20 protein-coding genes are annotated in these 23804 nt (G+C 69.4%); 15 read left to right on the top strand and 5 right to left on the bottom strand.

Annotation, left to right across the window (positions count from 1 at the left end):
* Positions 1-360: 360 nt before the first annotated feature.
* The 7 genes from MRBLMI1x_RS00210 (at position 361) to MRBLMI1x_RS00240 (ending at position 8173) form a co-directional block, all read left to right on the top strand.
* Positions 361-1632, top strand: coding sequence for a glycosyltransferase (locus MRBLMI1x_RS00210; RefSeq protein ID WP_363454788.1), 1272 nt, complete (start codon positions 361-363; stop codon positions 1630-1632).
* A 31-nt stretch (positions 1633-1663) separates the two neighbouring features.
* Entirely contained in the window at positions 1664-2692 is a 1029-nt protein-coding gene (gene gmd / locus MRBLMI1x_RS00215) for a GDP-mannose 4,6-dehydratase (RefSeq protein ID WP_336124687.1), read from the top strand.
* A complete protein-coding gene (locus tag MRBLMI1x_RS00220) occupies positions 2650-3672 on the top strand; it encodes a GDP-L-fucose synthase family protein (protein ID WP_363454792.1) in 1023 nt (340 codons plus the stop codon). The genes gmd and MRBLMI1x_RS00220 overlap by 43 nt, the downstream gene beginning before the upstream one ends.
* Before the next feature lie 4 nt (positions 3673-3676).
* On the top strand, positions 3677-3961 hold the full coding sequence (locus tag MRBLMI1x_RS00225; RefSeq protein WP_363454795.1) for a Dabb family protein: 285 nt from the start codon (positions 3677-3679) through the stop codon (positions 3959-3961).
* 121 nt (positions 3962-4082) lie between these two features.
* Positions 4083-5591 carry a polysaccharide biosynthesis tyrosine autokinase gene (locus MRBLMI1x_RS00230; protein WP_363454798.1) on the top strand — a complete coding sequence of 503 codons (1509 nt, stop codon included), beginning with the start codon at positions 4083-4085 and terminating at the stop codon, positions 5589-5591.
* 3 nt (positions 5592-5594) lie between these two features.
* Complete coding sequence (locus MRBLMI1x_RS00235) at positions 5595-6476, top strand: hypothetical protein (RefSeq protein ID WP_363454801.1); 882 nt, start codon at positions 5595-5597, stop codon at positions 6474-6476.
* A complete protein-coding gene (locus tag MRBLMI1x_RS00240) occupies positions 6476-8173 on the top strand; it encodes a hypothetical protein (RefSeq protein WP_363454804.1) in 1698 nt (565 codons plus the stop codon). The genes MRBLMI1x_RS00235 and MRBLMI1x_RS00240 overlap by 1 nt, the downstream gene beginning before the upstream one ends.
* Before the next feature lies 1 nt (position 8174).
* On the opposite strand, the gene MRBLMI1x_RS00245 is transcribed toward MRBLMI1x_RS00240, so the two are convergent.
* A complete protein-coding gene (locus MRBLMI1x_RS00245; protein ID WP_020665451.1) occupies positions 8175-8525 on the bottom strand; it encodes a response regulator transcription factor in 351 nt (116 codons plus the stop codon).
* 107 nt (positions 8526-8632) lie between these two features.
* Here MRBLMI1x_RS00245 and MRBLMI1x_RS00250 point away from each other — a divergent pair, with 107 nt between their 5' ends.
* From MRBLMI1x_RS00250 to MRBLMI1x_RS00275, 6 genes are all read left to right on the top strand, one after another.
* Positions 8633-10279 (top strand): sensor histidine kinase, encoded by a 1647-nt coding sequence (locus MRBLMI1x_RS00250; protein ID WP_363454809.1) that lies wholly within the window; start codon positions 8633-8635, stop codon positions 10277-10279.
* Between the two features lie 82 nt (positions 10280-10361).
* Positions 10362-11873 carry a sugar transferase gene (locus MRBLMI1x_RS00255; protein ID WP_363454812.1) on the top strand — a complete coding sequence of 504 codons (1512 nt, stop codon included), beginning with the start codon at positions 10362-10364 and terminating at the stop codon, positions 11871-11873.
* 47 nt (positions 11874-11920) lie between these two features.
* Entirely contained in the window at positions 11921-13552 is a 1632-nt protein-coding gene (locus MRBLMI1x_RS00260; RefSeq protein WP_363454815.1) for a sensor histidine kinase, read from the top strand.
* Positions 13549-14679, top strand: coding sequence for a hypothetical protein (locus tag MRBLMI1x_RS00265; RefSeq protein ID WP_363454818.1), 1131 nt, complete (start codon positions 13549-13551; stop codon positions 14677-14679). Before MRBLMI1x_RS00260 ends, MRBLMI1x_RS00265 begins: the two co-directional genes overlap by 4 nt.
* A 58-nt stretch (positions 14680-14737) precedes the next feature.
* Positions 14738-16537, top strand: coding sequence for a DUF4012 domain-containing protein (locus MRBLMI1x_RS00270; RefSeq protein ID WP_363454821.1), 1800 nt, complete (start codon positions 14738-14740; stop codon positions 16535-16537).
* Positions 16538-16630: 93 nt separating this feature from the next.
* Positions 16631-17188, top strand: coding sequence for a hypothetical protein (locus tag MRBLMI1x_RS00275; RefSeq protein WP_020098658.1), 558 nt, complete (start codon positions 16631-16633; stop codon positions 17186-17188).
* A 1-nt stretch (position 17189) separates the two neighbouring features.
* Here MRBLMI1x_RS00275 and MRBLMI1x_RS00280 read toward each other — a convergent pair whose 3' ends face one another.
* A complete protein-coding gene (locus MRBLMI1x_RS00280) occupies positions 17190-17885 on the bottom strand; it encodes an endonuclease/exonuclease/phosphatase family protein (protein WP_018187316.1) in 696 nt (231 codons plus the stop codon).
* Between the two features lie 30 nt (positions 17886-17915).
* On the opposite strand from MRBLMI1x_RS00280, the gene MRBLMI1x_RS00285 reads away from it, so the two are divergent.
* Together MRBLMI1x_RS00285 and MRBLMI1x_RS00290 are read left to right on the top strand one after the other, a co-directional pair.
* Complete coding sequence (locus MRBLMI1x_RS00285) at positions 17916-18923, top strand: glycoside hydrolase family 6 protein (RefSeq protein WP_363454825.1); 1008 nt, start codon at positions 17916-17918, stop codon at positions 18921-18923.
* A gap of 90 nt (positions 18924-19013) precedes the next feature.
* The gene (locus tag MRBLMI1x_RS00290; protein ID WP_018187318.1) at positions 19014-20045 is read left to right on the top strand and encodes a response regulator transcription factor; all 1032 of its coding nucleotides are present in this window, start codon (positions 19014-19016) and stop codon (positions 20043-20045) included.
* 310 nt (positions 20046-20355) lie between these two features.
* Here MRBLMI1x_RS00290 and MRBLMI1x_RS00295 read toward each other — a convergent pair whose 3' ends face one another.
* From MRBLMI1x_RS00295 to MRBLMI1x_RS00305, 3 genes are all read right to left on the bottom strand, one after another.
* Positions 20356-22098: a glycosyltransferase family 2 protein gene (locus MRBLMI1x_RS00295; RefSeq protein ID WP_020098657.1), complete on the bottom strand. Its 1743-nt coding sequence runs from the start codon at positions 22096-22098 to the stop codon at positions 20356-20358.
* A 20-nt stretch (positions 22099-22118) separates the two neighbouring features.
* The gene (locus tag MRBLMI1x_RS00300) at positions 22119-22955 is read right to left on the bottom strand and encodes a fructose 1,6-bisphosphatase (protein WP_363454828.1); all 837 of its coding nucleotides are present in this window, start codon (positions 22953-22955) and stop codon (positions 22119-22121) included.
* Positions 22956-23149: 194 nt separating this feature from the next.
* Positions 23150-23767 carry a hypothetical protein gene (locus MRBLMI1x_RS00305; protein WP_363454831.1) on the bottom strand — a complete coding sequence of 206 codons (618 nt, stop codon included), beginning with the start codon at positions 23765-23767 and terminating at the stop codon, positions 23150-23152.
* Positions 23768-23804 lie beyond the last annotated feature (37 nt).

Below are 23804 nucleotides of genomic sequence, written 5' to 3' on the forward strand. Positions count from 1 at the left end.
GCATCTGACCCGACGTCGACCTGATCCTGATTGTGGAACCACACGCCCTCACCGATCCACGAGCGATCGCCGATGCTCAGCTTCCACGGGAACTTCACGCGGGTCCGAGGCCGAAAAACGACGCCTCGCCCAATCTGTGCTCCGAAGGCCCGAAGGACCCGCACACGCAGCCCTGAACTGATCTGCCACGGATTCGTGACGAACAGCAGTTCGCATACGGCCCAGAGGTAGACGACCCACGCCGGCCGATCCCACGCCGCACGCTCACCAGGGGCCTTCGAGAGATCGATTACCGGGATGTCAGACATCGTCCACCTTCCGAAACCAGGCCGAAACCGACGCGCGGCTAGGGTCGAGAACATGTCGCGTCCCGCCCCCGCAGTCACTGTACTGGGAGTGAACTACCCTCCCGAGCCGACCGGCATCTCCCCCTACACCGGAGCCATGGCACGTGGTTTGTCGAGGCGGGGATACCGGACGCACGTGGTCACGACGCATCCTCATTATCCGGAGTGGCGTGTGTCGGCAGGTTACGGGCAGTGGTCACGGAGGGAACATCTCGACGGCGTCGACGCCCTGCGGGTTCGCCACTACGTGCCGTCGAAGCCGAGCGGCATCCGTCGGTTGCTCTCCGAGCTCAGCTTCGGACTGCGTCTGCTCTTCGCACCTCTGGGTGGTCGCGACGCCGCCGTGCTCGTCTCGCCCGCCCTCTTCTCTTCGGCCCTCGCCGCGTTCCGGCTGCGGCTCTTCCGCAAGAAGACACCTGTCGTCGTCTGGGTGCAGGACCTCTATTGGCTTGGCCTGCGCGAGACCGGCCAGGACGGCGGCCTCAGCAGCAAGGTCATCAAGGTGACCGAGAAGTGGCTGCTCGCCACCGCCGATCGGGTCGTCGTCATCCACGACCGTTTCGCTGCCCGCGTCGCCGACGACTACGGCATTCCGCCTGAACGCATCCACGTCGTCCGCAACTGGACCCACCTCGCCCCCACCGCCCCCGTCGATCGCAGCGTCGCGCGCGCCGCGCGCGGCTGGGGCGATGAGGTCGTCGTGCTCCACGCCGGCAACATGGGCATCAAACAGGGCCTCGGCAACGTCATCGACGCCGCCCGGCTCGCCGAGGCGCAGGGCGCCCCCATCCGCTTCGTGCTCATGGGCGGCGGCGGCGAGCGCGACCGCCTCAAGGCCCTCGCCGAAGGCGTGCCGACCGTGCAGTTCCTCGACCCGCTTCCGGATGCCGAGTTCTCGGCCGCCCTCGCCGCGGCCGACATCCTGCTCGTCAACGAGTACCCCGGCGTCAGCGAGATGGCCGTCCCCAGCAAGCTGACGTCCTATTTCTCCAGCGGCCGCCCCGTCATCGCCGCGACCGACAAGAACGGCATCACCGCCGACGAGATCCGCGCGGCGGGAGCCGGCGTCGTCGTCCCGGCGGCCAGCCCGCAGTCCCTTCTCGACGCGAGCCTCGAGCTCGGCCGCGACCACGAGCGCGCCGAGCATCTCGGTCAGAGCGGCAAGCGTTACCGCGAGACGGTCCTCGACGAAACATTCGCGATCGAGTCGTTCGCTACTCTTCTCCAAACGCTCATCGATGGAGACCGTGCGCGGCCTCCGCGTTCGGCCGTATCGACGAGCTGACGGCCTCGTTCAGCCCAGGGGGAACCACATCGTGACCAAGCGCGCTCTCATCACCGGCATCACCGGACAGGACGGCTCCTACCTCGCCGAACTGCTGCTGCGGAAGGGCTACGAGGTGCACGGACTCATCCGTCGCGCGTCGACCTTCAACACGCACCGCATCAACCACCTGTACGTCGACCCGCACGACCCGAGCGCCAAGCTCTTCCTGCACTACGGCGACCTCAGCGACGGTGCCCGCATGGTCACCCTCATGAGCGAGATCAACCCCGACGAGGTCTACAACCTCGCCGCCCAGTCGCACGTGCGCGTCTCGTTCGACGAGCCCGAGCACACCGCCGACACCACAGGCACCGGCACGATCCGCTTGCTCGAAGCCGTCCGCCTCTCGGGCATCAAGACGCGGTTCTACCAGGCATCCACGTCGGAGCTCTTCGGTGCCACTCCCCCGCCCCAGGGCGAGGACACCCCCTTCTACCCGCGGTCGCCCTACGGCGTCGCGAAGCTCTACTCGTACTGGATCGTGAAGAACTACCGCGAGGCGTACGACATGTTCGCCGTCAACGGCATCCTCTTCAATCACGAGTCGCCCCGCCGCGGCGAGACGTTCGTCACCCGCAAGATCACCCGCGCCGTCGCCCGCATCAAGGCCGGCGTGCAGAAGGACCTCTACCTCGGCAACCTCGAATCCATCCGCGATTGGGGCTACGCCGCCGAGTACGTCGAAGGCATGTGGCGGATGCTGCAGGCCGACGAGCCCGAGGACTTCGTCCTCGGCACGGGGGTCGGTTACACGATCAAGGACTTCCTCGAGACGTCGTTCGGTCACGTCGGGCTCGACTGGCAGGAGTTCGTGAAGTTCGACGAGCGCTACCTGCGACCCACCGAGGTCGACGCGCTCATCGGCGACCCGTCGAAGGCCGCCGACAAGCTCGGCTGGGTTCCCACCATCCACGGGAAGGAACTCGCGACCCTCATGGTTGACGCCGACGTGGAAGCACTTGAAAAGGGTCCGGAATGGATCGACACCGTCAAGCTCGCCTCGTGGGGCACCGCGTGACCGGCGCGGTCGACGGCGTCACCTACACACCCGGCGCGCTCGACCGGGACGCGACGTTCTACGTCGCCGGCCACCGGGGCCTCGTCGGCTCCGCGATCGTCCGCAAGCTCGAAGCCGAAGGTTTCACCCACGTCGTCGGCAAGACCTCCGCCGAGCTCGACCTCAAGAACCGCGACGACGTGTTCGCCTACATGGCCGAGATCAAGCCCAGCTACATCGTCCTCGCGGCGGCGAAGGTGGGCGGCATCCTCGCCAACAGCACCTACCCGGTCGACTTCCTCTCCGACAACATGCGGATCCAGACCAACGTGCTCGACGCGGCGCTCGCCCAGGATGTCGAGCGCGTCGCGTTCCTCGGATCGTCCTGCATCTACCCGAAGTTCGCCGAGCAGCCCATCCGGGAGGACTCGCTGCTCACCGGGCACCTCGAGCCCACGAACGACGCGTACGCGATCGCCAAGATCGCCGGCATCCTCCACACCCAGGCCGTGCGCCGCCAGTACGGGCTTCCGTGGATCAGCGCGATGCCGACCAACCTCTACGGGCCGAACGACAACTTCTCACCGAAGGGCTCGCACGTGCTGCCCGCCCTCATCCGCCGCTACGACGACGCCGCCAAGACCGGCGCCGACGCCGTGACCAACTGGGGCACCGGCACGCCCCGCCGCGAATTCCTGCACTCCGACGACATGGCCGACGCCGTCCTGCACCTCATGGAGCACTACGACGGCCCCGACCAGGTCAACGTCGGCACCGGCAGCGACGTCACCATCCGCGAGATCGCCGAGACCATCGCCGACGTCACGGGCTTCACCGGCGACACCGAATGGGACACCACCAAGCCCGACGGCACCCCGCAGAAGCTCCTCGACGTCTCGAAGCTCGCCGACGCCGGCTGGACCGCGAAGATCAGCCTGCAGGAGGGCCTCGAGCGCACTGTCGCCTGGTACCGCGACCACGTCGACACGATCCGCGAGTAACCCGATGGCGTACCGCCACGTCGTGCTCTTTCGCATCTACGACCACGTCGAAGAGCACGACGTCGCCGGTGCGATCGACCGGCTGGGCACCCTCGCCGACCTGCCCGGCATCGTCGACTGGCGTATCTCCCGGTCGCTCGACGAACGCAAGGGCCGCATCGTCGTCGAAGAAGCGACGTTCGAGAGCGCCGAGACCTTCGCCGCGTTCCGCGCGCATCCCCGACACCAGACCGTCGCGGCCGAGATGGCGGCGATCTCCGATTGGTGGATCGGCGACTACGAGGCCTGACTAGCCGACCCGCGCACTCCGATCGCGGCACGATCCCCGCGTGTCATCTGCCCGACACAGCCCTGTGGCAGACTGAGCCGCATTGTTCGCACGTCCGCCGGGCGTAGGCACGAGAGGCACCATGGAGCTCAGCGACTACATCCGCGTCCTCCGCAAGAACTGGCTCGTCATCGTCGTGCTGACGCTGGTCGGTCTGGGCGCTGCAGCCGCCTACTCACTCACGCGCACCCCGGTGTACGAGTCGTCGAGCAGCGTCGCCGTCTCGACGCAGACCGGCGGCACGGCATCCGACATCCAGCAAGGTGCGAACTTCGCCCAGACGCGTATCAACACGTACGTCGGGCTCGTGACGACCCCGATCGTGCTCAACCCGGTGATCGCCGAGCTCGACCTGGGCGTCACCGCGCAGAGCCTCGCTCAGCAGGTCACCGCGTCGTCGGCGCTCAACACCACGATCATCACGATCACGGCATCCGACCCCGATCCGGTCGTTGCGGCGAACCTCGCCAATCAGGTCGCGGCGAGCCTGTCGACCGTCGTCCCCGAGATCGAGCCGCAGATCGAAGAAGGCGGCAGCCCCATCCGGCTCACCCGCGTCAGCGACGCGCAGCCCGCCCTCTCGCCGGCGAGCCCCAACGTGCCGCTCAACCTCGCGCTGGGTCTGCTCGTCGGCCTGGCCCTGGGCATCGGTATCGCGGTCCTGCGCACCGTGCTCGACAACAAGGTCCGTACCCCGCGGGATGCCGAGGCCATCACGTCCGCTCCCTCGCTCGGCGCGATCGCGTTCGACTCGAAGGCCAAGGAACGTCCGCTGATCGTGCACGCCGATCCGCTCAGCCCGCGCGCCGAGTCGTTCCGCGCCCTCCGCACGAACCTGCAGTTCCTCGACATGGGCGGCCGCGCGAGCTTCGTCATCACGAGCTCGGTGCCGAGCGAAGGCAAGTCGACGACGACCATCAACCTCGCGATCGCCCTCGCCGACGCCGGCAAGAAGGTCGCGCTGCTCGACACCGACCTGCGCAAGCCCAAGGTCGCCGAGTACCTCGGCATCGAGGGCGGCGTCGGCCTGACCGATGTCCTCATCGGCCGCACCCGCGTCGGCGACGTCATGCTGCCGTGGGGCGGGCGCAGCCTGTTCGTCTTGCCCGCCGGCAAGATCCCGCCCAACCCGAGCGAGCTGCTCGGATCGAAGCAGATGGCGACCCTGCTCGACGTGCTCGAACGCGATTTCGACGTCGTCCTCTGCGACGCCCCGCCCCTGCTGCCCGTCACCGACGCGGCGATCCTCGCGCGCGGCACGAGCGGCGCCATCCTCGTCGCCTCGGCCGGCAAGGTCACCCGCCACCAGCTCGAAGGCGCCGTCGAGGCCCTGCACACGGTGGGCGCGAAGGTCGCCGGCTTCGTCATGTCGATGGTGCCCACCCGCGGACCCGACTCGTACTACAGCGGGTACGGCTATGGGTACGGGTACGGTGCCTACGGCTACACGCAGGAGCAGCCGAAGGCCGCCCGTGGCCGCAAGCGCAAGACGCCCGTCGCCGTCGTCCCCGACACGGCGCCCGCCTTCGGCGAGATCGGCGTCGACTCGCGTCGCGGCGCGCGGGATGCCGGCGACGCCGCCGCCCGCTGAGTCATGGCACGCCGCTCGCCCGTTCGACGCGGGCTGCCCTCGGTCGTCGTCGCGCTGCTCGTCGTCGCGCTGACGGTCGCCGTCGGCGCCCTCGTCGTGCTGGCCCTGCAGCGCGGCCAGGGCGACGGCGTCGACCCGGCGACCCGTCCGGCGCCCACCGTGGGCCTCGCTCCCCCGGCGCCCTCACCGTCGCCCTCGGCGAGCGCCGCCGCGATCGCACCGCCCGACGCCGATGAACGATTCCTCGCCGTCGACGCCGACATGATGTGGCGCGCCACCGCGGGCCGGTGCGACGGCCCCGCACCCGTCGTCGAACGATCGGATGACGACGGTGACACCTGGGTCGACGTCACCCCCACCTACCGCGACATCACGCAGATCCGCGCCCTGACGCCGTTCGCCGAAACCCAGGCCGACCTCGTCGCCGACCTCGGCGACGACTGCGAGACCCAGGCTCTGCGCACGTTCACCGAAGGCACGTTCTGGTCGCCGTACGACGACCTGCTGCCGGCATCCGCCTACATCACCGGCGACAGCCTGGTCATCGATGGCACCACCGTCGACGCCCCGTGCGCGCAGCCGTGGGGCCTTCGCACCTCGAGTGGCACCGCGGCGTTCATCTGCGACGGCACGGCCTACGCCGTGGCCGATGGCGAGACCACCGAGATCGGCACCGGTGTGGTCGCCGTCGATGTGCTCGACGGCGACATCGTCGGCGCCACCACGAGCCCCGACTGCGACGGCATCCAGGTCGCGACGCTCGCCCCCGAGAGTGCACCCATCGACTGCCTCACCACCGACGCCACCGGACCTGTCGCCCTGGCCCTCACGAGCGATACCGTGCGGGTGTGGGTGGGAGATCAGCTCCTCAGCACGACACGCTGATGGGAAGAGTACGACGCGTCTGGCGGACGCTGGGCGCGACGTTCGTCAGCGGTGAGTACTTCAGCCGCTGGTCGCTGATCCTCGCCCTCGCCGTCGGAGTCCTCCTGAGCGTGCCCAGCGTCGGCGACCCCTCGTTCCTCGGCTATCTCCGCGGCGTCGCCGTGGCGGCGCTCGGCTCGCCTCCGCTCATCGCGATCGGCTTCGCGGCGACCTGGGCCGAGCGGCGCCTCGAGCGGCCGGCGGCGAGGGCATGGGCGATCATCGGAGCGATCGTCCTGATCTCCGGCATCCGGCCCTTCGTCAACGACGGCATCAGCACCCTCGTCTTCGGCACCTCCACCGGCGGCAATTGGCCGAACCGCATCACCACCAACCTCGTCACGTGCGTCGCCCTGTTCACGGCGTGCGCGGTGGCCATCACCTACCAGCGTCGGCTGCGGGCGACGACGACCCGCCTACAGCTCGCCGGCGCCCAGATGCGCGCCGCCATCGCCGAGGTGAATCGGCTACGTACCGACGGCGACGCCGAGCGCGACCGTCTCGTCGCCGAGCTGCGCGCATCGCGCGACGATCTGCTGGGCCGTCCGGTGACCTACGACGCGGTCCGGGAGTACTCCGACCGGGTGCGGGCCGCGTCGCACGCGCTCGACGCCGTGCGCACCGCCCCCACGCCCCGCTCGCCCGCTGACGTCAGCGTCGGCGAGGCCCAGCGCGTCCCGCTCGTCGGACGACTCGGCAGGACCCCCCTGCTGACAGTGGGCCTCACGTACGTCGGCGCGACGCTCCCGTTCGGCCTCGCCCACGGCGGACCGTCGGTCGCCCTCACCGCGATCCTCGTGTGCGCGGCGCTCGACCTCGTCGCCTCGGCGATCATCCGATCCACCCGCCGGCTGCGTCCACGCCTGCGCGGCGCCGTCTTCGTCGCCACCTGGCTGGCCGTGGGCGTCGGCGTGATGGCGCTCTCGTTCGCCCTCATCCCGAGCGTCGGTTCACTCGGGCTCGTGCCTCTCGTCGCGGTCCCCCTCGTCGCCGTCATCATCAGCATCTCCGTCGACGCGTACCGCCGCGCCCGCGCCGAGGAGGAGCGCGCCACGACCGTGCTGCTCGACTCGGCGCGCACCCTCGCCGCTGAGGTGGATGCCGCGCAGCTCCCCCTGCGCCGCGCCACCGACCTGCTGCACGGCCGCTTGCAGGGGCGGTGCGTGATCCTCGCCGCGCACGTCGACGAGAACCCCGCCGACGAGCAAATGCTCGCCACCTTCCGGGCGCAGACCGACGAGATCTTCGACCAGGTGAGCACCGCGGATGCCCCGGCCGCAGTCGACGCCGAGGACATCCACGACCTGGTGCGCGCGTGGTCGGTCGTGATGGACGTCTCACTCGCGATCCACGACGACGCCCGCGCGAGCCTCGACGACGCGATCGTCGGCGAGGCGGTCACCAGCCTCGTCAACGAGGGACTCGTGAACGCGGTCAAGCACTCCGGCGCCCGGTGGGCCGAGGTCGCGATCGAGCGCGTCGACGATCAGCTCAGCGTGCGCGTCGGCAGCCCCGGCATCCTTCGCCTCACCGGCGCGCCCGGCGGAGAGCACGTGACGGGCATCGGCACGCGAGGGGCGCGGACCACCCTGCGGCAGAGAGGTGACCGGGTCGTCCTCGAAGGCGAGTTCGCCGTCCCGGTCGCGCAGGCCGGATGAGTCAGCCGGCCTGGAGCAGCGTGGCCACGCGCTCGCGCAGCTGACGCGGCGTGAACGGCTTCACGACGTAGTCGTCGACACCGGCAGCCTGCGCCTGGGCGACATCCTGCGGCGAGGAACGCGCCGTCAGCATCATGATGCGCGTCGACGAGAACTCCGGGTCGGACCGCAGCGTCGAGCACACTTCGATGCCCGTCTTGATGGGCATCATCCAGTCGAGGATCACCATGTCGGGATGCTTCTCGTAGGCCAACTCGAGGCCGGCGCCGCCGTCGTGGGCCACCTCGACGTCGTGCCCGACGGAGGCGAGGACGTGGGTCAGGAGTGAGGCGACGTCCACGTCGTCTTCCACCACAAGGACTCGTGACACCGAGCACCCACCTTGTTTTCGCTAGTCGATCGAGACACCGACTGTTCCGTGAGACTATACGCGACACACACGCGCTGTACGGTGTACGCGTGACGACTCCGACCGCAGCGGGGAAGGCGCCTTCCCCGGCGTCGTCCCGGTCGCGGCGCTGGTGGTTCTGGATCGCCACCCCCGTCGTCATCATCGCGCTGGGCATGGTCGGCCTGACCCTGCAGGCGCCAGGCCTCCCGATCGCCTGGTGGTGGCCCGCCGCGGGCGCCTCCGCGTGGTTCGCGCTCCGAGCCAAGCCCGGCGAGCGGCGGTGGGCCCTGCTCGCCACCTTCGTCGCCACCTCGGCGAGCAACGCCCTGGTCGGCAGGCCTTGGTCGGTGGCGTTGCTGTACGGGTTCTGCAACACGATCGAGATCGCCGTCCTCCTCTCGGTGCTCGGACGCCACGACGACGGCTTCCGCCTCACGACCCTCACGCGTGCGGTGCGGTTCGTCGCGGCATCCCTCGCCGGAGCGGCGGTGCTGGGCCTGACGATCGCCACGGCCGGCGTCCTGCTGGTCGGCTCGTCGTTCCTCCCCGTCGCCATCGTCGGCTTCGCCTCGCACAGCTCCGCAACGATGCTGATCGGCGCACTGGCGATCGTCCCGCCCAGGGAAACCCGCACCCCGCAGGCCGGTGAGCTCGCCGTGCACGCCGCCGTGACCGTGCCCACGCTGCTCCTGACCTTCGGGCCCGGCGGAGCGACCAACCTGAGCTTCCTCGTGTTCGCCGTCCTCGCTGCGGGGTGCCTGCGCTTCCCCCTGCGCACCGCGATCCTGCAATCGCTCATCATCTCCATCGCCGCGCTGCTGCTCGCCCTCACCGCCGGCGGCTCGTTCGGCTTCGACCTCGCCGCGTCCCGAATCGCGCCGGTCGACCTCGTCATCTTCATGAGCACGGTGGGCGTGTTCACGCTGCTCGTCTCCGTCGCGCGCTACGAGAGCCGCGCGAACGCGGCCCTCGCCCTGCAGGCTGCCGAAGACGTGGCCCAAGCCGAGCGCGCCCGCGTCGCCGCCCTCGCCGCACAGCTCGAACTGCAGCGCCAGCGCGAGGACTTCGCGACCACCACCAGCCACGAGCTGCGGACGCCGCTCACGAACATCGTCGGCTACACCGACCTGCTGCTCGACACCGACATCGACGACCAGCAGCGCGGGTGGATCGCAAAGGTCCGCCGCGGTGCAGACCGCCTGACGACGCTCGTCGACGGCCTCATCGAGTCGCGGGAGGCGAGCACCTCCGACGCGGTCGCCGTCGACCCCCTCATGGAGCGGGTGAGGGCCGCCTTCGCGACGGATGCCGCCGCCCGCCACGCGTCCATCGTCACGGTGGCCAGCGGCCTCGTCGCCCGCGCGGCCCCCATCGACGTCGAACGCGCGCTGACCTACCTCGTCTCGAACGCCGTCACCTTCGCCGAGAACGGCACCATCGCCGTCACCGCCTCACGCATCGACGGCGACGTGTGGATCACCGTCACCGACGACGGCCCCGGGATGTCGCCCACGACTCTGCAGCACGCCTTCGACCGGTTCTACCGCGGCCCCGAGGCCGAGGGTCGCGGGGCGGGCGGACTGGGCCTCGGTCTCGGCAGCGCCCGCGACCTCGCCCGCCGCAACGGCGGTGACGTCACCCTCTCGTCCGACGTGGGCCACGGCGTCTCGGCGGCGCTCCGCCTGCCGGCGCTGACGGACGGTGGCGTTGCATGACGGGTTGGACACACGGACGTCACACGCTGCTGGTAGCTTCCACGCACGGGGAGTTTCACGTCTCGCGGGGAGTGGCGAAACGATGGCGATCACGGTGACATCGAAATCTACGGGCAGTGACGAGAAGGCGACGGGCGCGCGTCACGACGAACCCGTCAAACGGTGGCGCCGCACCTACGCGCGGCGGCTGTGGATCAGCGACCTGCTCGTCCTCATCTGGGTCGTCTACGGCACGCAGCTCGCCTGGTTCGGCCTCGGCGCGGCCGACCTCGCGATCCAAGCGGGACGCGTGGCCGGCGAGGTCTCGTACTGGGGGTTCTCGACCGCCCTCATCCTCCTGTGGATGCTCACCCTCAGCCTCGCCGACACCCGCGACCACCGGGTCATCGGTGCCGGCTCGGCCGAGTACGCCCGCATCGCCCGGTCCAGCGTCACGCTCTTCGGCGTCATCGCGATCGTCGCGTTCCTCACCCAGACCGAGGTCGCCCGGGGCTTCCTGCTGATCAGCCTGCCCCTCGGCATCCTCATCCTGCTGTTCGAACGCTGGCTCTGGCGCCAGTGGCTCATCGCCCAGCGGCGCAGCGGCGCGTTCTCGGCCCGCGTGCTCCTCGTGGGGTCGCGGCGCTCTGTCATCGACATCGCCAACGAGCTGCTGCGGACGCCGAGCGCCGGCTACTACGTCGTCGGCGCCTGCGTGCCCGGCGGCGCCGTCGCCGACACGATCGAGGGCACCGACATCCCGATCATCGGATCGATCTCGGCGCTCGGCGACGCGATGGCGGCGACCTCTGCCGACACCGTCGTCATCACGAGCACCGACGAGCTGCCCGCCGACAAGGTGAAGGAGATCTCCTGGGGCCTCGAAGCGGGGCGTCAGCACCTCGTCATCGCGCCCGGCATCGCCGACATCGCCGGCCCCCGCATCAGCAGCCGGCCCGTCGCCGGCCTGCCCCTGCTCCACGTCGAGACGCCGCGCTTCAGCGGCGGCCAGCGCGTCCTGAAGCGCGTCATGGACGTCAGCGCCGCCTCGATCGGCGTCGCCGTCATCAGCCCGCTCCTCGCCTTCCTCGCCATCTCGATCCGGCTCTCGAGCCCGGGCCCCGTGCTGTTCCGACAGACGCGCGTCGGCCACGGCGGTCGCGAGTTCACGATGCTGAAGTTCCGCTCGATGGTGACCGACGCCGAAGACCGGCTCGCCGCACTGATGGAGCAGGACCGGGATGCCGGCAATGCGGTCCTCTTCAAGATGAAGCACGATCCGCGGGTCACCCCCATCGGGCGCATCATGCGGCGGCTCAGCCTCGACGAGCTCCCCCAGCTGTTCAACGTGATCGGCGGGTCGATGTCGCTCGTCGGGCCGCGCCCGCCCCTCCCCCGCGAGGTCGAGCTCTACGCCGACCACGTCCACCGCCGCTTCCTCGTGAAGCCCGGGATCACGGGCCTGTGGCAGGTCAGCGGCCGGTCGTCGCTGTCGTGGGAGGAATCGGTGCGCCTCGACCTGTCGTACGTCGAGAACTGGACCCTCGTCGGCGATTTCGTCATCCTCGTCAAGACGGCGCGTGCCGCGCTCGCTCCGGGAGACACCGCTTTCTGACGCGGGTGCGCGATCCGTGCCACACTGGCGGCGGAGCCCTTATGCCGATGATCGAAAGCCGCTGGGCCGACAGTCAACTGATCGGCACCCGTGTGCGTTCGGTGTGGCAGTGGCAGCTGATCTTCACCTTCAGCGTCGTCGTCATCACGGTCGCCGTCGGCGTCCTCGATGTCAGTCTTCTCGCAACGCCGGGATTCCTCTTCGGCATCCTCGTCATCATCGTCGCCTCGATCGCGACCCTCGTCGTTCCGTGGGCGCGCACGCCGAAGCACTCCGCCTTCGTGCTGCCCGTGGTCGACATCGTCGCCATCGGGTTCCTGACGCTCAGCCAGCCCAGCCTCGGCTACCTGTGGGTGTTCCCGATCGCGTGGATCGCGACCTATTACGGCACGGTCGAGATAGCCGCCTCGCTGGCCGCTGTGGCGCTCATGAACCTTGCCGATCCGTCCCACTGGGACTTCTCGGCCGCGGTACTCGTCGACCTGCTCATCATCCTGCTGGCCCTGGCATTCCTCGCCATCACGATCTCCGTCGGCGCCCAGCGCACGCGAGCTTTCCGGTACCTGGCCCGCAACCAAGCTCGCCGACTGGCCACCACCGTCGATCGCGTCCAGTCCGCCGAACAGCGCGTCAACGCGGTCTTCGACTCCATCTCGGTCGCGCTCGCCCGGGTGGCCCGCGGCGGCGAGATCGTTTCGGCGAACGCGGCCTATCGGCGGCTCTACTCTCTCGACACGCAGGACCTGCGTTTTCCCGTCGGCGGCGCCGTCGAGTACACCGGCTACCGTGGCCGCGCCCTGGCCCCCGCGGAGACAGCAGTCGCCCGCGCCGGTCGCGGTGAGACGGTCGCGGACGAGCGGATATGGCTCTTCGACCGCACCGGAACCTGGCGTGCGCTCGGTTTGTCCATCCGCCCTGCCGCCGCCAACTCCCTGGGCGAAGAGACGTTCGTCGTCGAGCTCGAAGATCTCACGGCGGTCGCCGACGTCCAACGCGAACGCCCCCACGTCACCCGGGTCGTCGCCCACGAGCTGCGCAACCCGCTGACCGCGATCCTCGGCCACGCCGACCTCCTCCTCGAAGGCGCCCCCCTGACACCCGCGCAGCGCGACCACGTCGACGTCATCGAATCCGCGAGCGAACGCATGCTCACCCTCATCCAGGGCCTGCTCGCTCAGTCGACGGATGCCGAGGACCCCCCCGCGCGCTTCGATCTCACCCGGCTGGTCACCGCGTCGATCGAGGCATTCGAGCCGGCGGCATCCGCCTCCGCCCTGGCGATCGACGCCGTCGTGGCCGGCCCGATCGAGGTCGACGGCGACGAGTTCCGCCTGCGCCAGGTCATCGACAACATCATCAGCAACGCGATCAAGTACAGCGATCGGGGAACGCTTCGAGTCGTGGCCGCGGTCGACGAAGACGGCTGGGGCGCGGTGACCGTCGCCGATGAGGGCATCGGCATGTCGCCCGACGACGTCGAGCGGGTGTTCACCCCGTACTTCCGTGCGCAGGCCGCGCAGGAAGGCGGCGTGCCGGGCACGGGGCTCGGCATGGGGATCGCGCGCGAAATCGTCGAGAGCCACGGGGGTAGCATCACGGTGGAGAGCGCCCTCGGACACGGGACGACCGTCACGGTCCGTCTGCCTGCCGCAGGCCGCGGAGAGGGGGACGAGCAATGACGCACATCGATGTGACGATCGTCCTCGTCGCGATCGCCACCACCTGCACGATCATGATGATCGGCCTCGGCTTCCTGCCGTTCCCCGGTCGCGCGGCATCCATCTGGTCGGCGGGTTTCGCCCTCGCGATGCTCAGCTGCTACCTGCTCGTCGCCGCCGACGAACTCGGGTCGCAGCAGCTGCGCGGTGCCGCTCACGGCCCGATCCTCTGCGCCGCCGCCTACGCGTGGGTGGGTCTGCGTGCCCGTCGCGGACGCGAGCCGGTCATGCTCGTCCCGACCATCATCGCGTTCAGCGCTTTCACGATCGCGCTCGGCCTCACTGCCGAGACTCCCGCCTACGGACCGGTGTTCCGAGTCGCCTTCGCCATGGGGGCCGTCGCCTGCGGGCTGACGGTGTGGGAGCTGCTGCGCCTCCGCGCCCCCGAGAGGGAGATGGCCCTTCCGCTGCTCGTCGCCTCGTTCGGCTTCGTCGGGCTCGGCGTCGTCGTGGCGATCGACGGCATCATCCGCCTGGCACAGGGCACGGTCGGTCAGACCGAATCCGACATGAGGGATCTCTACGATCTCAACGAACTCGTGGCACTGCTCTTCCTCATCTGTGCGCTCGTCACACTGCTCTATCTCGCGCGGCGCGGGGCGCAGAAGCCCGAGCAGCAGCGGACGGTCGACTTCTTCCGTATCGCGCACGACCGACTGGCGCGTGCGAAGAAAGCCGACGACCGTTGGTGGTCGCTGATCGATGTGCGCCTCGACGACCCGACCGAGCTCCTCGAGGCCTCGAGCGGCCGGGCCTTCCAGCGCATCTCCGCGCGCTTCGTGAGCGACATCCGCGACGTCATGCCACCCGAGGCCGACGTCCATGTCGTGTCGCCGACGCAGGTCCTCGTCCTCCTGCCGCGCCCCGACACGGCCGTGCGGGGCTACCTCTCCCGGCTGCTCGAGAAGATCGGCGCGATCACCGATCAGCGGTCCGTCCCCATCCGTCTCTCCGCGAGCATCGGGGTCGCAGCGGCACCGCTGGCCGACTACGACCTCGACCGGCTCTGCGCCGCCGCCGCCGACGCCGCCGCGCACGCGCAGGTTGCGGGCGGTGACCGGTGGGAGCGCGCGGTGTTCGCGCCCTGACACCCGACCTCAGACATCTGACATCTGTCCGTCACGGCATCGCCGTAGGATCATGCCGATGCCCGAGACTTTCCTCCCTCCCGCCGCCCGCACCGCCGGCCGCGTCGTCGTCTGGGTCCTCGGGCTCGCGCTCCTGCTGCTCGTCTTCGCGATCGGATGGCTCGGGGTGCGCGGCTACCTCGCCTACTGGCACCTCTCGGCCGCGCAGCAGAAGGCGCCCGCGATCGCCAAGGACATCGACAACCTGAGCGCCGCGCGCGCCGCCCTCGACGACCTCGCCGAGGACACCTCGAACGCCCGGTCGCTGACGTCCGACCCCATCTGGCAGGGAGCCGAAGGAGTGCCGTGGGTCGGGCCGCAGCTGGCCGCCGTCGCCGATGTCGCTGAGGCGGTGGACGACGTCGTGAACGGCACGGCCCGTCCGATCGCCTCGGTGGCCGGCGGCTTCGGCGTGAAGGCATTCGTTCCCGTGGACGGACGCATCGACACGTCCGTCTTCTCGGCGCTCGCCGACCCCGCAGCGAAGGCGGCGAAGGTCGCGGTATCCGCTCGCGACGACGTCGCGTCGATCGACCGCACTCCCCTCGTCACCCCCATCGCGGATGCCGTCGACAAGCTCGGCGGCCTGCTGTCGGAGGTCGCCTCGGGGACCGACGCCCTCGCCCGCGCCAGCGCCCTGCTGCCGTCGATGCTCGGCGCGGACGGCCCCCGCACCCACCTGCTGCTCGTGCAGAACAACTCCGAATGGCGAACGCTCGGCGGCATCGTCGGGTCGATGACCCCCATCGTCGCGAAGGACGGGACGCTCACTCTGGGCGAGCAGATCCAGGCGCGCGGCATCCCGTCCTACCCGGACTCCGTGCTCGACCTCGGCGACTACCGCACGATCTACAACGCCAAGCCGGGCCGCTTCCTGCAGAACATCACGCAGGTACCCGACTTCCGCCTGACGTCCCAGCTCGCGACGGAATTCGCGAAGCGCAACGAGGTGACAGCCGACGGCGTCATGTCCATCGACCCCGTGGCGCTGTCGTACCTGCTCGAGGCCACGGGACCGGTGACCCTCCCGACGGGCGACGTGCTCACGAGTGAGAACGCGGCGGGTTTCCTCCTCAACGAGGTCTACATCCGCTACCCGGACGCCGACCAGCAGGACCTGGTGTTCTCGGCCGCCGCCGGCGCCGTCTTCACCGCCCTCACGAAGGGCGACGTGAACCCCGGTGCCCTCATCACCGCGCTCGGCCGCGCGGGCTCCGAGCACCGCCTCTACCTGTGGAGCGCGAAGAAAGCGGACGAGGCCGTCCTCGCCGGCACGACGCTGGCGGGCGAGCCGGTGCAGAGCACCGCCGACACGGCGCGCCTGGGCGTCTACTTCAACGACGGCACGGGCTCGAAGATGGACTACTACGTGACACCCGACGTGCAGCTGAGCTGGTCGGGCTGCGGCACCGGCGCGACACCGCGGACGCTCTCACTGCGGGTCACGCTGACCAACACCGTTCCCGCCGACGCGGCGACATCGCTGCCCGAGTACATCACCGGCAGCGGCGTCTACGGAGTTCCCGAGGGCATCGCCCGCGTCGTCGGCGAGGTCTACCTGCCCGCGGGATTCGCGATCGGACCCTCCACCACCTCGACGGGCGCCGGCTTCGGCGGGGGCATGATCGACGGCCGCCAGGTGCTCTCGTACTCGTTCGACCTGAAGCCGGGTGAGACCGAGTCGGTGAGCATCGACCTCGTCGCCGACACCGACATCCGAGATGCTGAGGCATGGGTCACGCCGACGGCTGACGCCTCGCGGTCGCCGATCGTCGACGCGTCGTGCGAGCCGGCCGGGTCGGACCTCACCCTCCGCTGAGCCGGGAGTTGCGCAAACGTCATCGGGCAGAAACCCCAGGTCGGAACGCCTCAGTTACACTCGGGTAAGTACCCGGCCCGAAAGCAGCACCCCATGCGCCGTTCCCCCCGCGCCCTTCTGACCGTCCTCTTCATCGTCACGATGGCTTTCGGCGCGCCCGCCGTCGCGAATGCGTCGACCATCTACCCGCCGGTCGACGCCTGTTCGTCGGATGCCGCCGGTGCCGGTGCGGGCGACACCATCACCTTCGAGTGCGACTCGACCACCTTCGGCGCGAACGAGACCGTCACCGTCACCGTGACCGGTGAGAACGGCGCCGCGGCAACCTTCGCACTCGTTCGCACCGCCGTCTCGACGGCGAGCGCGCAGTTCACCTCCGACGCGTCGGGGGCTCTGCCCGCGATCCGCATCACCCTGCCCTCCGATGCGCGCGGTGTCTACAACATCGCCGCCGTCTCAGCGACCTCCGCCGGCGGCACCTCGAGCGCCGTCATCGACACAAGCGACAGCAGCGACCCGCTCGTGCGCGCCGGGTTCGACGGCAACCAGCTCATGGGCCTGTGGATCGGAGCCGGCGCGCTCATCGCCGCCGGAGCCGTCGTGCTCGTCGCGGCGGCCGTCCGCCGTCACCGCAACCGCACCGACGACTGAGTCAGGCGGCGTTCGGCTTCTTCGGCTGGATCGGCTTCGCCGTCACCAGGATCGGAAGGTGATCGCTCGCGCCCTGCGGGAGCGTCCGCACCTGCTCGATCTCGAAACCGCTCGAGGTCGCGAAGTCGTAGTACCCCTTGAAGAACTTGTAGCGCGTGTAGGTGCGCGCGTCGCTGAGGCTCAACTCGTAGCCGCTCTCACGGATCACCTGGCTCAGGTTCTCCTTGAACACGGGGTAGTTGAAATCCCCGACCATGAGGATCGGCGCGCCCTTGCCGAGCGTCGACAGCTCCTTCAGCGCCGCGCGGATCTGATGCCGGCGCAGCGAGTTCAGCGCCGTCAGCGGAGCCGCGTGGAACGACGAGACGATGAAGTCGGTGCCGGAATCGATGTCGTGCAGGTTGAGCCCCAGCATCCGCTCGTCCGCCGGCTTCAAGACGATGTCGTGCAGCGACTTCTTGAGCGAGAAGGTCTTGCTCGCACCCGCGCGGAAGCCGTTCTCGCGGTAGTAGATCGCCAAGCCCAGGCGGTTCGACCTCGTGGCGTCGGCGAGGACGAGACCGCCGATGCGCTCGGGCATGTCGGTCGTGTCCACCTCCTGCAGGCACAGCACGTCGACGTCGTAGCGGCCCACCAGCTCGGTGAGTTCGCCCGCGGCGGCGTGCTTGCGCAGGTTGTAAGAGACGACGGTGATCATCGATGTTCAGCCTATGACTAGAGTTCAAGAGTGGCTCCCAGGAAGCTGCGGATGCCGCCGGCCCGCGTACTCGTCCCCGTGGCGATCATCGTGGTCCTCGTCCTGGTTCTGGTTCTCATCGGAGTGATCGGAGGCGCGGTGACCCGCGGCATCCACGCCCTCACCGCTCAACCTCCCCACCTGGGGACGACCGTCATCGCGCCGTCGCAGGCGAAAGCGGCCGCGGCCGCACGCGACCTGGCCGGTGATGAGAAGGAGGCCGCCGACTACCTGGCCGCGCAGCCCACCGCCTACTGGCTGACCCCCGAGCAGGACCCGATCGGCACCGCCGGCGGCACCGTGCTCGACCTCATCTCGCAGGCACGCGACCAGGGTCGCTCCGTCGCCCTAGTGGTCTACGGCCTGCCCGGCCGGGATTGCGGCAACCACTCCGCCGGGGGACTCTCGGAACAGGACTACCCGGTGTGGCTGCGGGAGATCGGCGCGGCGCTCGACACGGCTCCCGAGGTGCAGAAGATCGTTGTGCTCGAACCCGACAGCATCGCCCTTGCGGAGGAGTGCGGCAACATCGCCGAACGCGCCCGCCAGCTGAGCACCGCTGTCGACGAGATCACCTCGGCGGGCACCTGGATCTACATCGACGGCGGGCACAGCAACTGGCTTCCGCCGCAGGAGATGGCCGACCTGATCCGCCAGACAGGCGTGATCGACCGGGTGCGCGGGTTCGCGACGAACGTGTCGAACTATCAGGCATCCGCTGACGAGTTCGCCTACGCCGGATCGTTGTCGGCCCTCCTCGGCGGCGCGCACGCGATCGTCGACACCTCGCGCAACGGCGAGGCGACGTCGAACGGCGAATGGTGCAATCCGCCGGGCCAGCGGGTCGGCGAACCGGGCGGCACGTTCCACGACGGCGTGGTCGACACGAACCTCTGGATCAAGCCGGCCGGTGAGAGCGACGGCGAGTGCAACGGCGGGCCCGCCGCCGGCGTGTACTGGCCGCAGGCGGGCGTCGAGCTGACCGACGGCGTGCGGTGAGTCCCGAACGCGGGTCCGCGCCCTGTGTAGCATGAGGACCGACTTTCACACCGGGACGGGGGGCAGAGAACGATGAGCGATTCGATGTCTATGCATAAGACAGCGGTCATCGTCGAGGACGACCCCGACATCCGCCACCTCATCGTGGAGGTGCTCGAAGCCGCCGGTTTCTCGACCGTCTCGGTCGGCAACGGCATCGACGGCGTGCGCGCCGTGCTGTCGTACCAGCCCCTCATCACGACGCTCGACGTGAACATGCCCGGCATCGACGGGTTCGAGGCGGCCCGCCGCATCCGTGCGCAAAGCGACACCTACATCATCATGATCACCGGTCTCGAAGAAGAGGCCGACGTCGTCCTCGGTCTCGGCGCCGGCGCCGACGAGTACGTCGTGAAGCCCTTCCGTCCGCGCGAGCTGCGCGCCCGCGTCGAGTCGCTGCTGCGACGCCCCCGTGCGACCGGCTCGTCGGCTGCCGCCGCTCCCCGACAGGATGCCGCCGGCCCCTCCTTCCCCGGAGCACGCCCCGCCGCGCAGCCGCAGTTCGACGCCGCCCCGACCTCGCCCGTCTTCGACGAGCGCATCATGACGCCCGTCTACACCGACCCGCAGCAGCCCCAGCCGGGTGCCGCCGTCGTCGTCCCGCAGACGAACGGCCCCCAGTACGGTGCGCCCCCGTACGGCGCCCCGCAGCAGGGGATGCCGCCCCAGGGCATGCCGCCGCAGGGCGGTCACCCGGGCACCGCGGTGGCCCCGGCATCCGCCACCCCTCCCGTGGGAGGGCCGGGATGGACCGTGCACCGCGACCTGGCCGTGCACGCCGAGCATCGCATGGTCCTCGTCGCCGGCCGGGAGCTCACCCTCACGCGCACCGAGTTCGACCTGCTGTCGACCCTCATGGAATCCAAGCGTCGCGTCCGCAGCAAGGCCGACCTGACCCTCGTGCTGCGCGGGGAGTCCTACGTCACGAGCTACTTCGTCGGCGAGGCCGACAAGCGCGCGATCGAAGCGCACATGACCAACCTGCGCCGCAAGCTCGGCGACAACCCGAACAACCCCCGCTACATCGAGACCGTCCGCGGGGTCGGCTACCGCCTCACCTCCGAAACCGTCGCCAGCGCCTGACCCGGGCGCGCGTGGGTGCGCGTAGGCGGATGCAATAGATCCCGCGCGACACCCGGCATCCTCAGGCTCATCCCCGGCGTGTCGCCGCAGATCCCTTGCATCCGTGAACACCCCGGCGCGAGCCTCCGGGCCCCGCGCCGGGTTACCACCCGACGGACGGGCGGATTCCGCGAGCGCGACGGCTCCGCGCCAAGCCCCTGCGCGCTGTTCGCGGATGCAATGGATGCCGGGCGACACCCGGCATCCCCGCCTCAGACACCGGCGTGTCGCGGCGAAACCATTGCACCCGCGCACACCCGCAGGCGAGGGGTCAGACCTTGAAGCCCTGGTGACGCTGGAACAGCTTGATCGCCATGGTGAGGGTCTGCAGGACGGTGACGACACCGACGATCGGCCAGCCGACCCACAGGATCGCCGACTGCGTCACCGGGTCGAGCAGGTTCCAGATGACGGCGATCGCGATCGCGACGATGCCGAAGATGATGAACGGCGTCCAGTGGCCGAAGCTCACACCGCCCTTCTCGGCTCGCGCCTGCAGGGCCCAGTTGTCGACCTTCTTCTTCGAGAGGAAGCGGGTCCACGATCGGATGAAGTGACTGATGCGGATCCACATGAAGATTTCGGCCGGGAACAGCAGTACCGCGAACGCGATGTCGCGTCCGTTCGCCTTCTGCATCGACCGGGCCATGCGGAAGTTCAGCCCTGCGGCCACGAGGGGCGGGAGCAGCCACCACGGCGAGAAGACGAAGGCGTTGATCGACAGCGACGCGATGAGCAGCGTGATGAACGCGACGCGCACGAAGAAGTTCGTCAGCATCGAGAACTGCTCGAACCACCGCAGGCGCAGGTTCGGGTGGAAGGGCTGACCCTTCGTGTCACCGCGCTGGCCGGGCCACATGAGCTCGATCGCCCCGTAGGTCCACTTGACCTGCTGGGCGTCGTAGCCCTTGAGCGTGGTCATGCCACCGACATCCGCCCGGGCGAACGGGCTGATCTTGGTGAGGTAGCCAGCCGACTTGATCTGCAGCGAGAGCAGCGAGTCCTCGACCTCGGAGTCCTTCACCCACGGGGAGTTCTGGTGGTTCTCCTTCATGATGTCGCGGAGCGCCGTGGTCGAGAAGATCGAGAACTGTCCGCCGAGCACGGCCATGTTGCGACCGCGCAGCAGGTTCTGCATGTTGAACGCGGCGAACTGCGTGCGCTGACCGGCGATCAGCCACTTGGCGATGAATCCCTTGATCGGCCGGTCGTCGATCGTGTAGATCGCGGAGATCCCGCCGATGCGGGAGTCGGCCACGGCCTCGTTCTCGAGGTACTCGACGGCGCGGCGGTCGGCGGTCGTGTCGCCGTCGACACCGAGCAGGTAGTCGTAGCCCTCGACGAGCGCGTAGCCGTAGTTGAGCGCGCCGACCTTCTTGTCGGGGTTCTTCCCGATGTCGTGGACGAACACCTCGGTGAACTGCAGCCCGAGCTCGGTCTCGACCTCGTGCGGTCCCGAGAACTCGGACGCGATCTTCACGGTGTCATCCGAGGTGTTGTTGACGACGATGTGGATGACGTCGGGCACACGGCTCTGCTCGAGGAGGGAGCGGATGACGTCGGCGATCGACTCGGCCTCGTTGTACGCCGGGACGATGCATCCGATCGTCGATCGGTGGACCGAGGAGTTCTCGAGCACGGAGGAGAAGTCGTCGGCGAACTCGTCGACGGGGACGATCTCGCCCGGACCGCTCGGCGCACCCCCGAAGCCGGCGTGCTCGGGAGCTGCCTGCCACGAACCCTGCGGCGCGGCATCCTGCCACGCTCCCGCAGGCTGCTGCCACTGCTGCTCAGCCGGCTGCGACCACTGCTGAGCCGGCTGCCACTGCTGGACAGCGGGCTGCTGCTGCGCGGCCGGCTGGTGCGGCGCTGCGGGCTGCTGCTGCCCCTGTGCGGCGGGCCACGCCTGCTGCTGCCACGGGGACCCCTCCGGAGCGTTCTGACCGGGCCACGCGCCGACAGGCGGCTGCGCGGGCTGCCAGCCCTGAGGGCCGGGGATGTACGGACTGGTCACGTCGGTTCCTCGAACTGGATTCACGGAGTGGTGGGACCGCCGGTGCCGCCGGTCGAAGTCCAACCGTCGGTACCCGTGGTTCCCTGAGTCGTGTCGTTCGACGACGTTCCGTCGGACGATCCCCCCGTGGATCCGTCGGTTCCTGTCTCACGAGGATAGATCGCAATGGGGATGACCGGGTAGACCGTCTGCTGCGCGAACGACTTGTCGTCGTCGGCGGTGCCCTCGACCCAGATGTCGAGCGCGAACTGCAGCGTGATCCCGTAGGTGTCCTGCGGCAGCTGGTTGATCGTCGTCTGGGGGACGAGCAGACCGCCCTGGTAGCTGTTGATGAGCAGGCCGCGCGCGGAGCGGAGCGTGTCGGTGGGCACGAGCGTGCGAGGGTCCGCACTGAACTGGAACGGCGAGCTCACCTGATTGGACGTCTGCGCCGTCTGCGAGCTGATCGTGACGTTCGACAGGAAGACGCGACGCTTCTGCTTGAGGACGGCCTTCTCATCGACCCGGGTGTCCTTGACGTTGACGGCGAAGCCGAACGTCTTCGGGTTGTCGGGATGCCACTCCTGGGTGCGCTTGGAATCGACGGCCCAGAAGTCGAGGACGATCTGCAGGCCGTCCGCGACCTCGTACGTCATCTGCACCGAGCCGTCGTAGCTGAACTGCGAGTCGAACGGCATGTCGGTCGTTCCGACCGCGGGCGTCGCGTTCGGTGCGGGCGTCGCCGCCGCATCACCGCTGGAACCCGAGACGGAGTTGAACGCCTCGACGATCTGAGCGCAGCCCGAGAGCGAGGCCGCTACCGCAGCAGCCAGCACGACGACGGCCAGCCGGCGGCGGGCGTGGGGACGGATGGGCATGCGCGAACCTCGTTCGAGTGAAGGGATGGAGGGCACCGGCGGCGGGGTTCGGGTCACCGCCGCCAGTGCCACGTCTTCACCGTACGGGCGCGGCGGCCCGCGGACTGCGGACTTCGCGAAGCCTCGCGGCGGCCTTTACCTGATCTTGAGGTTCTTGAGGTTGCGGCGCCGGGCGGGCCCCGGCATCCGCCGGCTCAGCCGTCGGTTCCGGATGCCACCTGTGCTGCGATCGCGACCGTCACCGTGTCGGTGGCCGTCTGCTTGGCGTACTCGTCGGACTTCGGCTTGGTCTGCACGAGGAAGTCGAACGTGAACTGCAGGGTCACGTAGGTCGCACTCTCGGGGACCTGACCGACGTTGAACGTCTGCGAATAGCTGTAGGGCTTGAGCACCAGGTAGCCGTTCTTGACGGTCGCCTCGTCGGTCTGCGGGTCGAGCGCCGGGAACGTCTCCGTGGCGTTGGCCGGGACGGCGAGCATGGTCGCCTTCTGCAGGTAGACCTTCTGGCCGTCGTTCGGCGTGATGGTCGTGACGAGAGACAGGCTGACCGGCTTGACGGCGTTCGGCGTCCACCGGTCCATCCGCAGATCCGACCAGTAGTTGACGGCTGCCTTCACGGCGCCGGCCGTGAGGTCGCGCTGCGTCGAGCCGCTCGAGAGGTCGTTCTCGACGGGCGGGGCGACGACGACGGGAGCCGAGGATGACGGCGCGGGCGCGGACGGGGTCGGGCTCTGCAGGGCCCAGGGCGACGGTCCGCAGCCGGACAGGACGACGGCGGCACCGACGATCGCAGTGGCTGCGGCCAGACGCATGGCTCTCATCCGCATCATGACCCCTCCCCGCGGTCCC

Source organism: Microbacterium sp. LMI1x-1-1.1, assembly GCF_040676205.1.
In the GTDB taxonomy this organism is placed as follows: domain Bacteria; phylum Actinomycetota; class Actinomycetes; order Actinomycetales; family Microbacteriaceae; genus Microbacterium; species Microbacterium aquilitoris.

Excerpts from the sequence above, each read along its gene's own strand:
- MRBLMI1x_RS00240 (WP_363454804.1), top strand. The coding sequence starts at position 6,476 with ATGGGAAGAGTACGACGCGTCTGGCGGACGCTGGGCGCGACGTTCGTC.
- MRBLMI1x_RS00270 (WP_363454821.1), top strand. The coding sequence starts at position 14,738 with ATGCCCGAGACTTTCCTCCCTCCCGCCGCCCGCACCGCCGGCCGCGTC.
- MRBLMI1x_RS00235 (WP_363454801.1), top strand. The coding sequence starts at position 5,595 with ATGGCACGCCGCTCGCCCGTTCGACGCGGGCTGCCCTCGGTCGTCGTC.
- MRBLMI1x_RS00220 (WP_363454792.1), top strand. The coding sequence starts at position 2,650 with ATGGATCGACACCGTCAAGCTCGCCTCGTGGGGCACCGCGTGACCGGC.
- MRBLMI1x_RS00300 (WP_363454828.1), bottom strand. The coding sequence starts at position 22,955 with ATGCCCATCCGTCCCCACGCCCGCCGCCGGCTGGCCGTCGTCGTGCTG.
- MRBLMI1x_RS00280 (WP_018187316.1), bottom strand. The coding sequence starts at position 17,885 with ATGATCACCGTCGTCTCTTACAACCTGCGCAAGCACGCCGCCGCGGGC.
- MRBLMI1x_RS00230 (WP_363454798.1), top strand. The coding sequence starts at position 4,083 with ATGGAGCTCAGCGACTACATCCGCGTCCTCCGCAAGAACTGGCTCGTC.
- MRBLMI1x_RS00305 (WP_363454831.1), bottom strand. The coding sequence starts at position 23,767 with ATGCGTCTGGCCGCAGCCACTGCGATCGTCGGTGCCGCCGTCGTCCTG.
- MRBLMI1x_RS00225 (WP_363454795.1), top strand. The coding sequence starts at position 3,677 with ATGGCGTACCGCCACGTCGTGCTCTTTCGCATCTACGACCACGTCGAA.
- MRBLMI1x_RS00210 (WP_363454788.1), top strand. The coding sequence starts at position 361 with ATGTCGCGTCCCGCCCCCGCAGTCACTGTACTGGGAGTGAACTACCCT.
- MRBLMI1x_RS00260 (WP_363454815.1), top strand. The coding sequence starts at position 11,921 with ATGATCGAAAGCCGCTGGGCCGACAGTCAACTGATCGGCACCCGTGTG.
- MRBLMI1x_RS00255 (WP_363454812.1), top strand. The coding sequence starts at position 10,362 with ATGGCGATCACGGTGACATCGAAATCTACGGGCAGTGACGAGAAGGCG.
- MRBLMI1x_RS00265 (WP_363454818.1), top strand. The coding sequence starts at position 13,549 with ATGACGCACATCGATGTGACGATCGTCCTCGTCGCGATCGCCACCACC.
- MRBLMI1x_RS00275 (WP_020098658.1), top strand. The coding sequence starts at position 16,631 with ATGCGCCGTTCCCCCCGCGCCCTTCTGACCGTCCTCTTCATCGTCACG.
- MRBLMI1x_RS00290 (WP_018187318.1), top strand. The coding sequence starts at position 19,014 with ATGCATAAGACAGCGGTCATCGTCGAGGACGACCCCGACATCCGCCAC.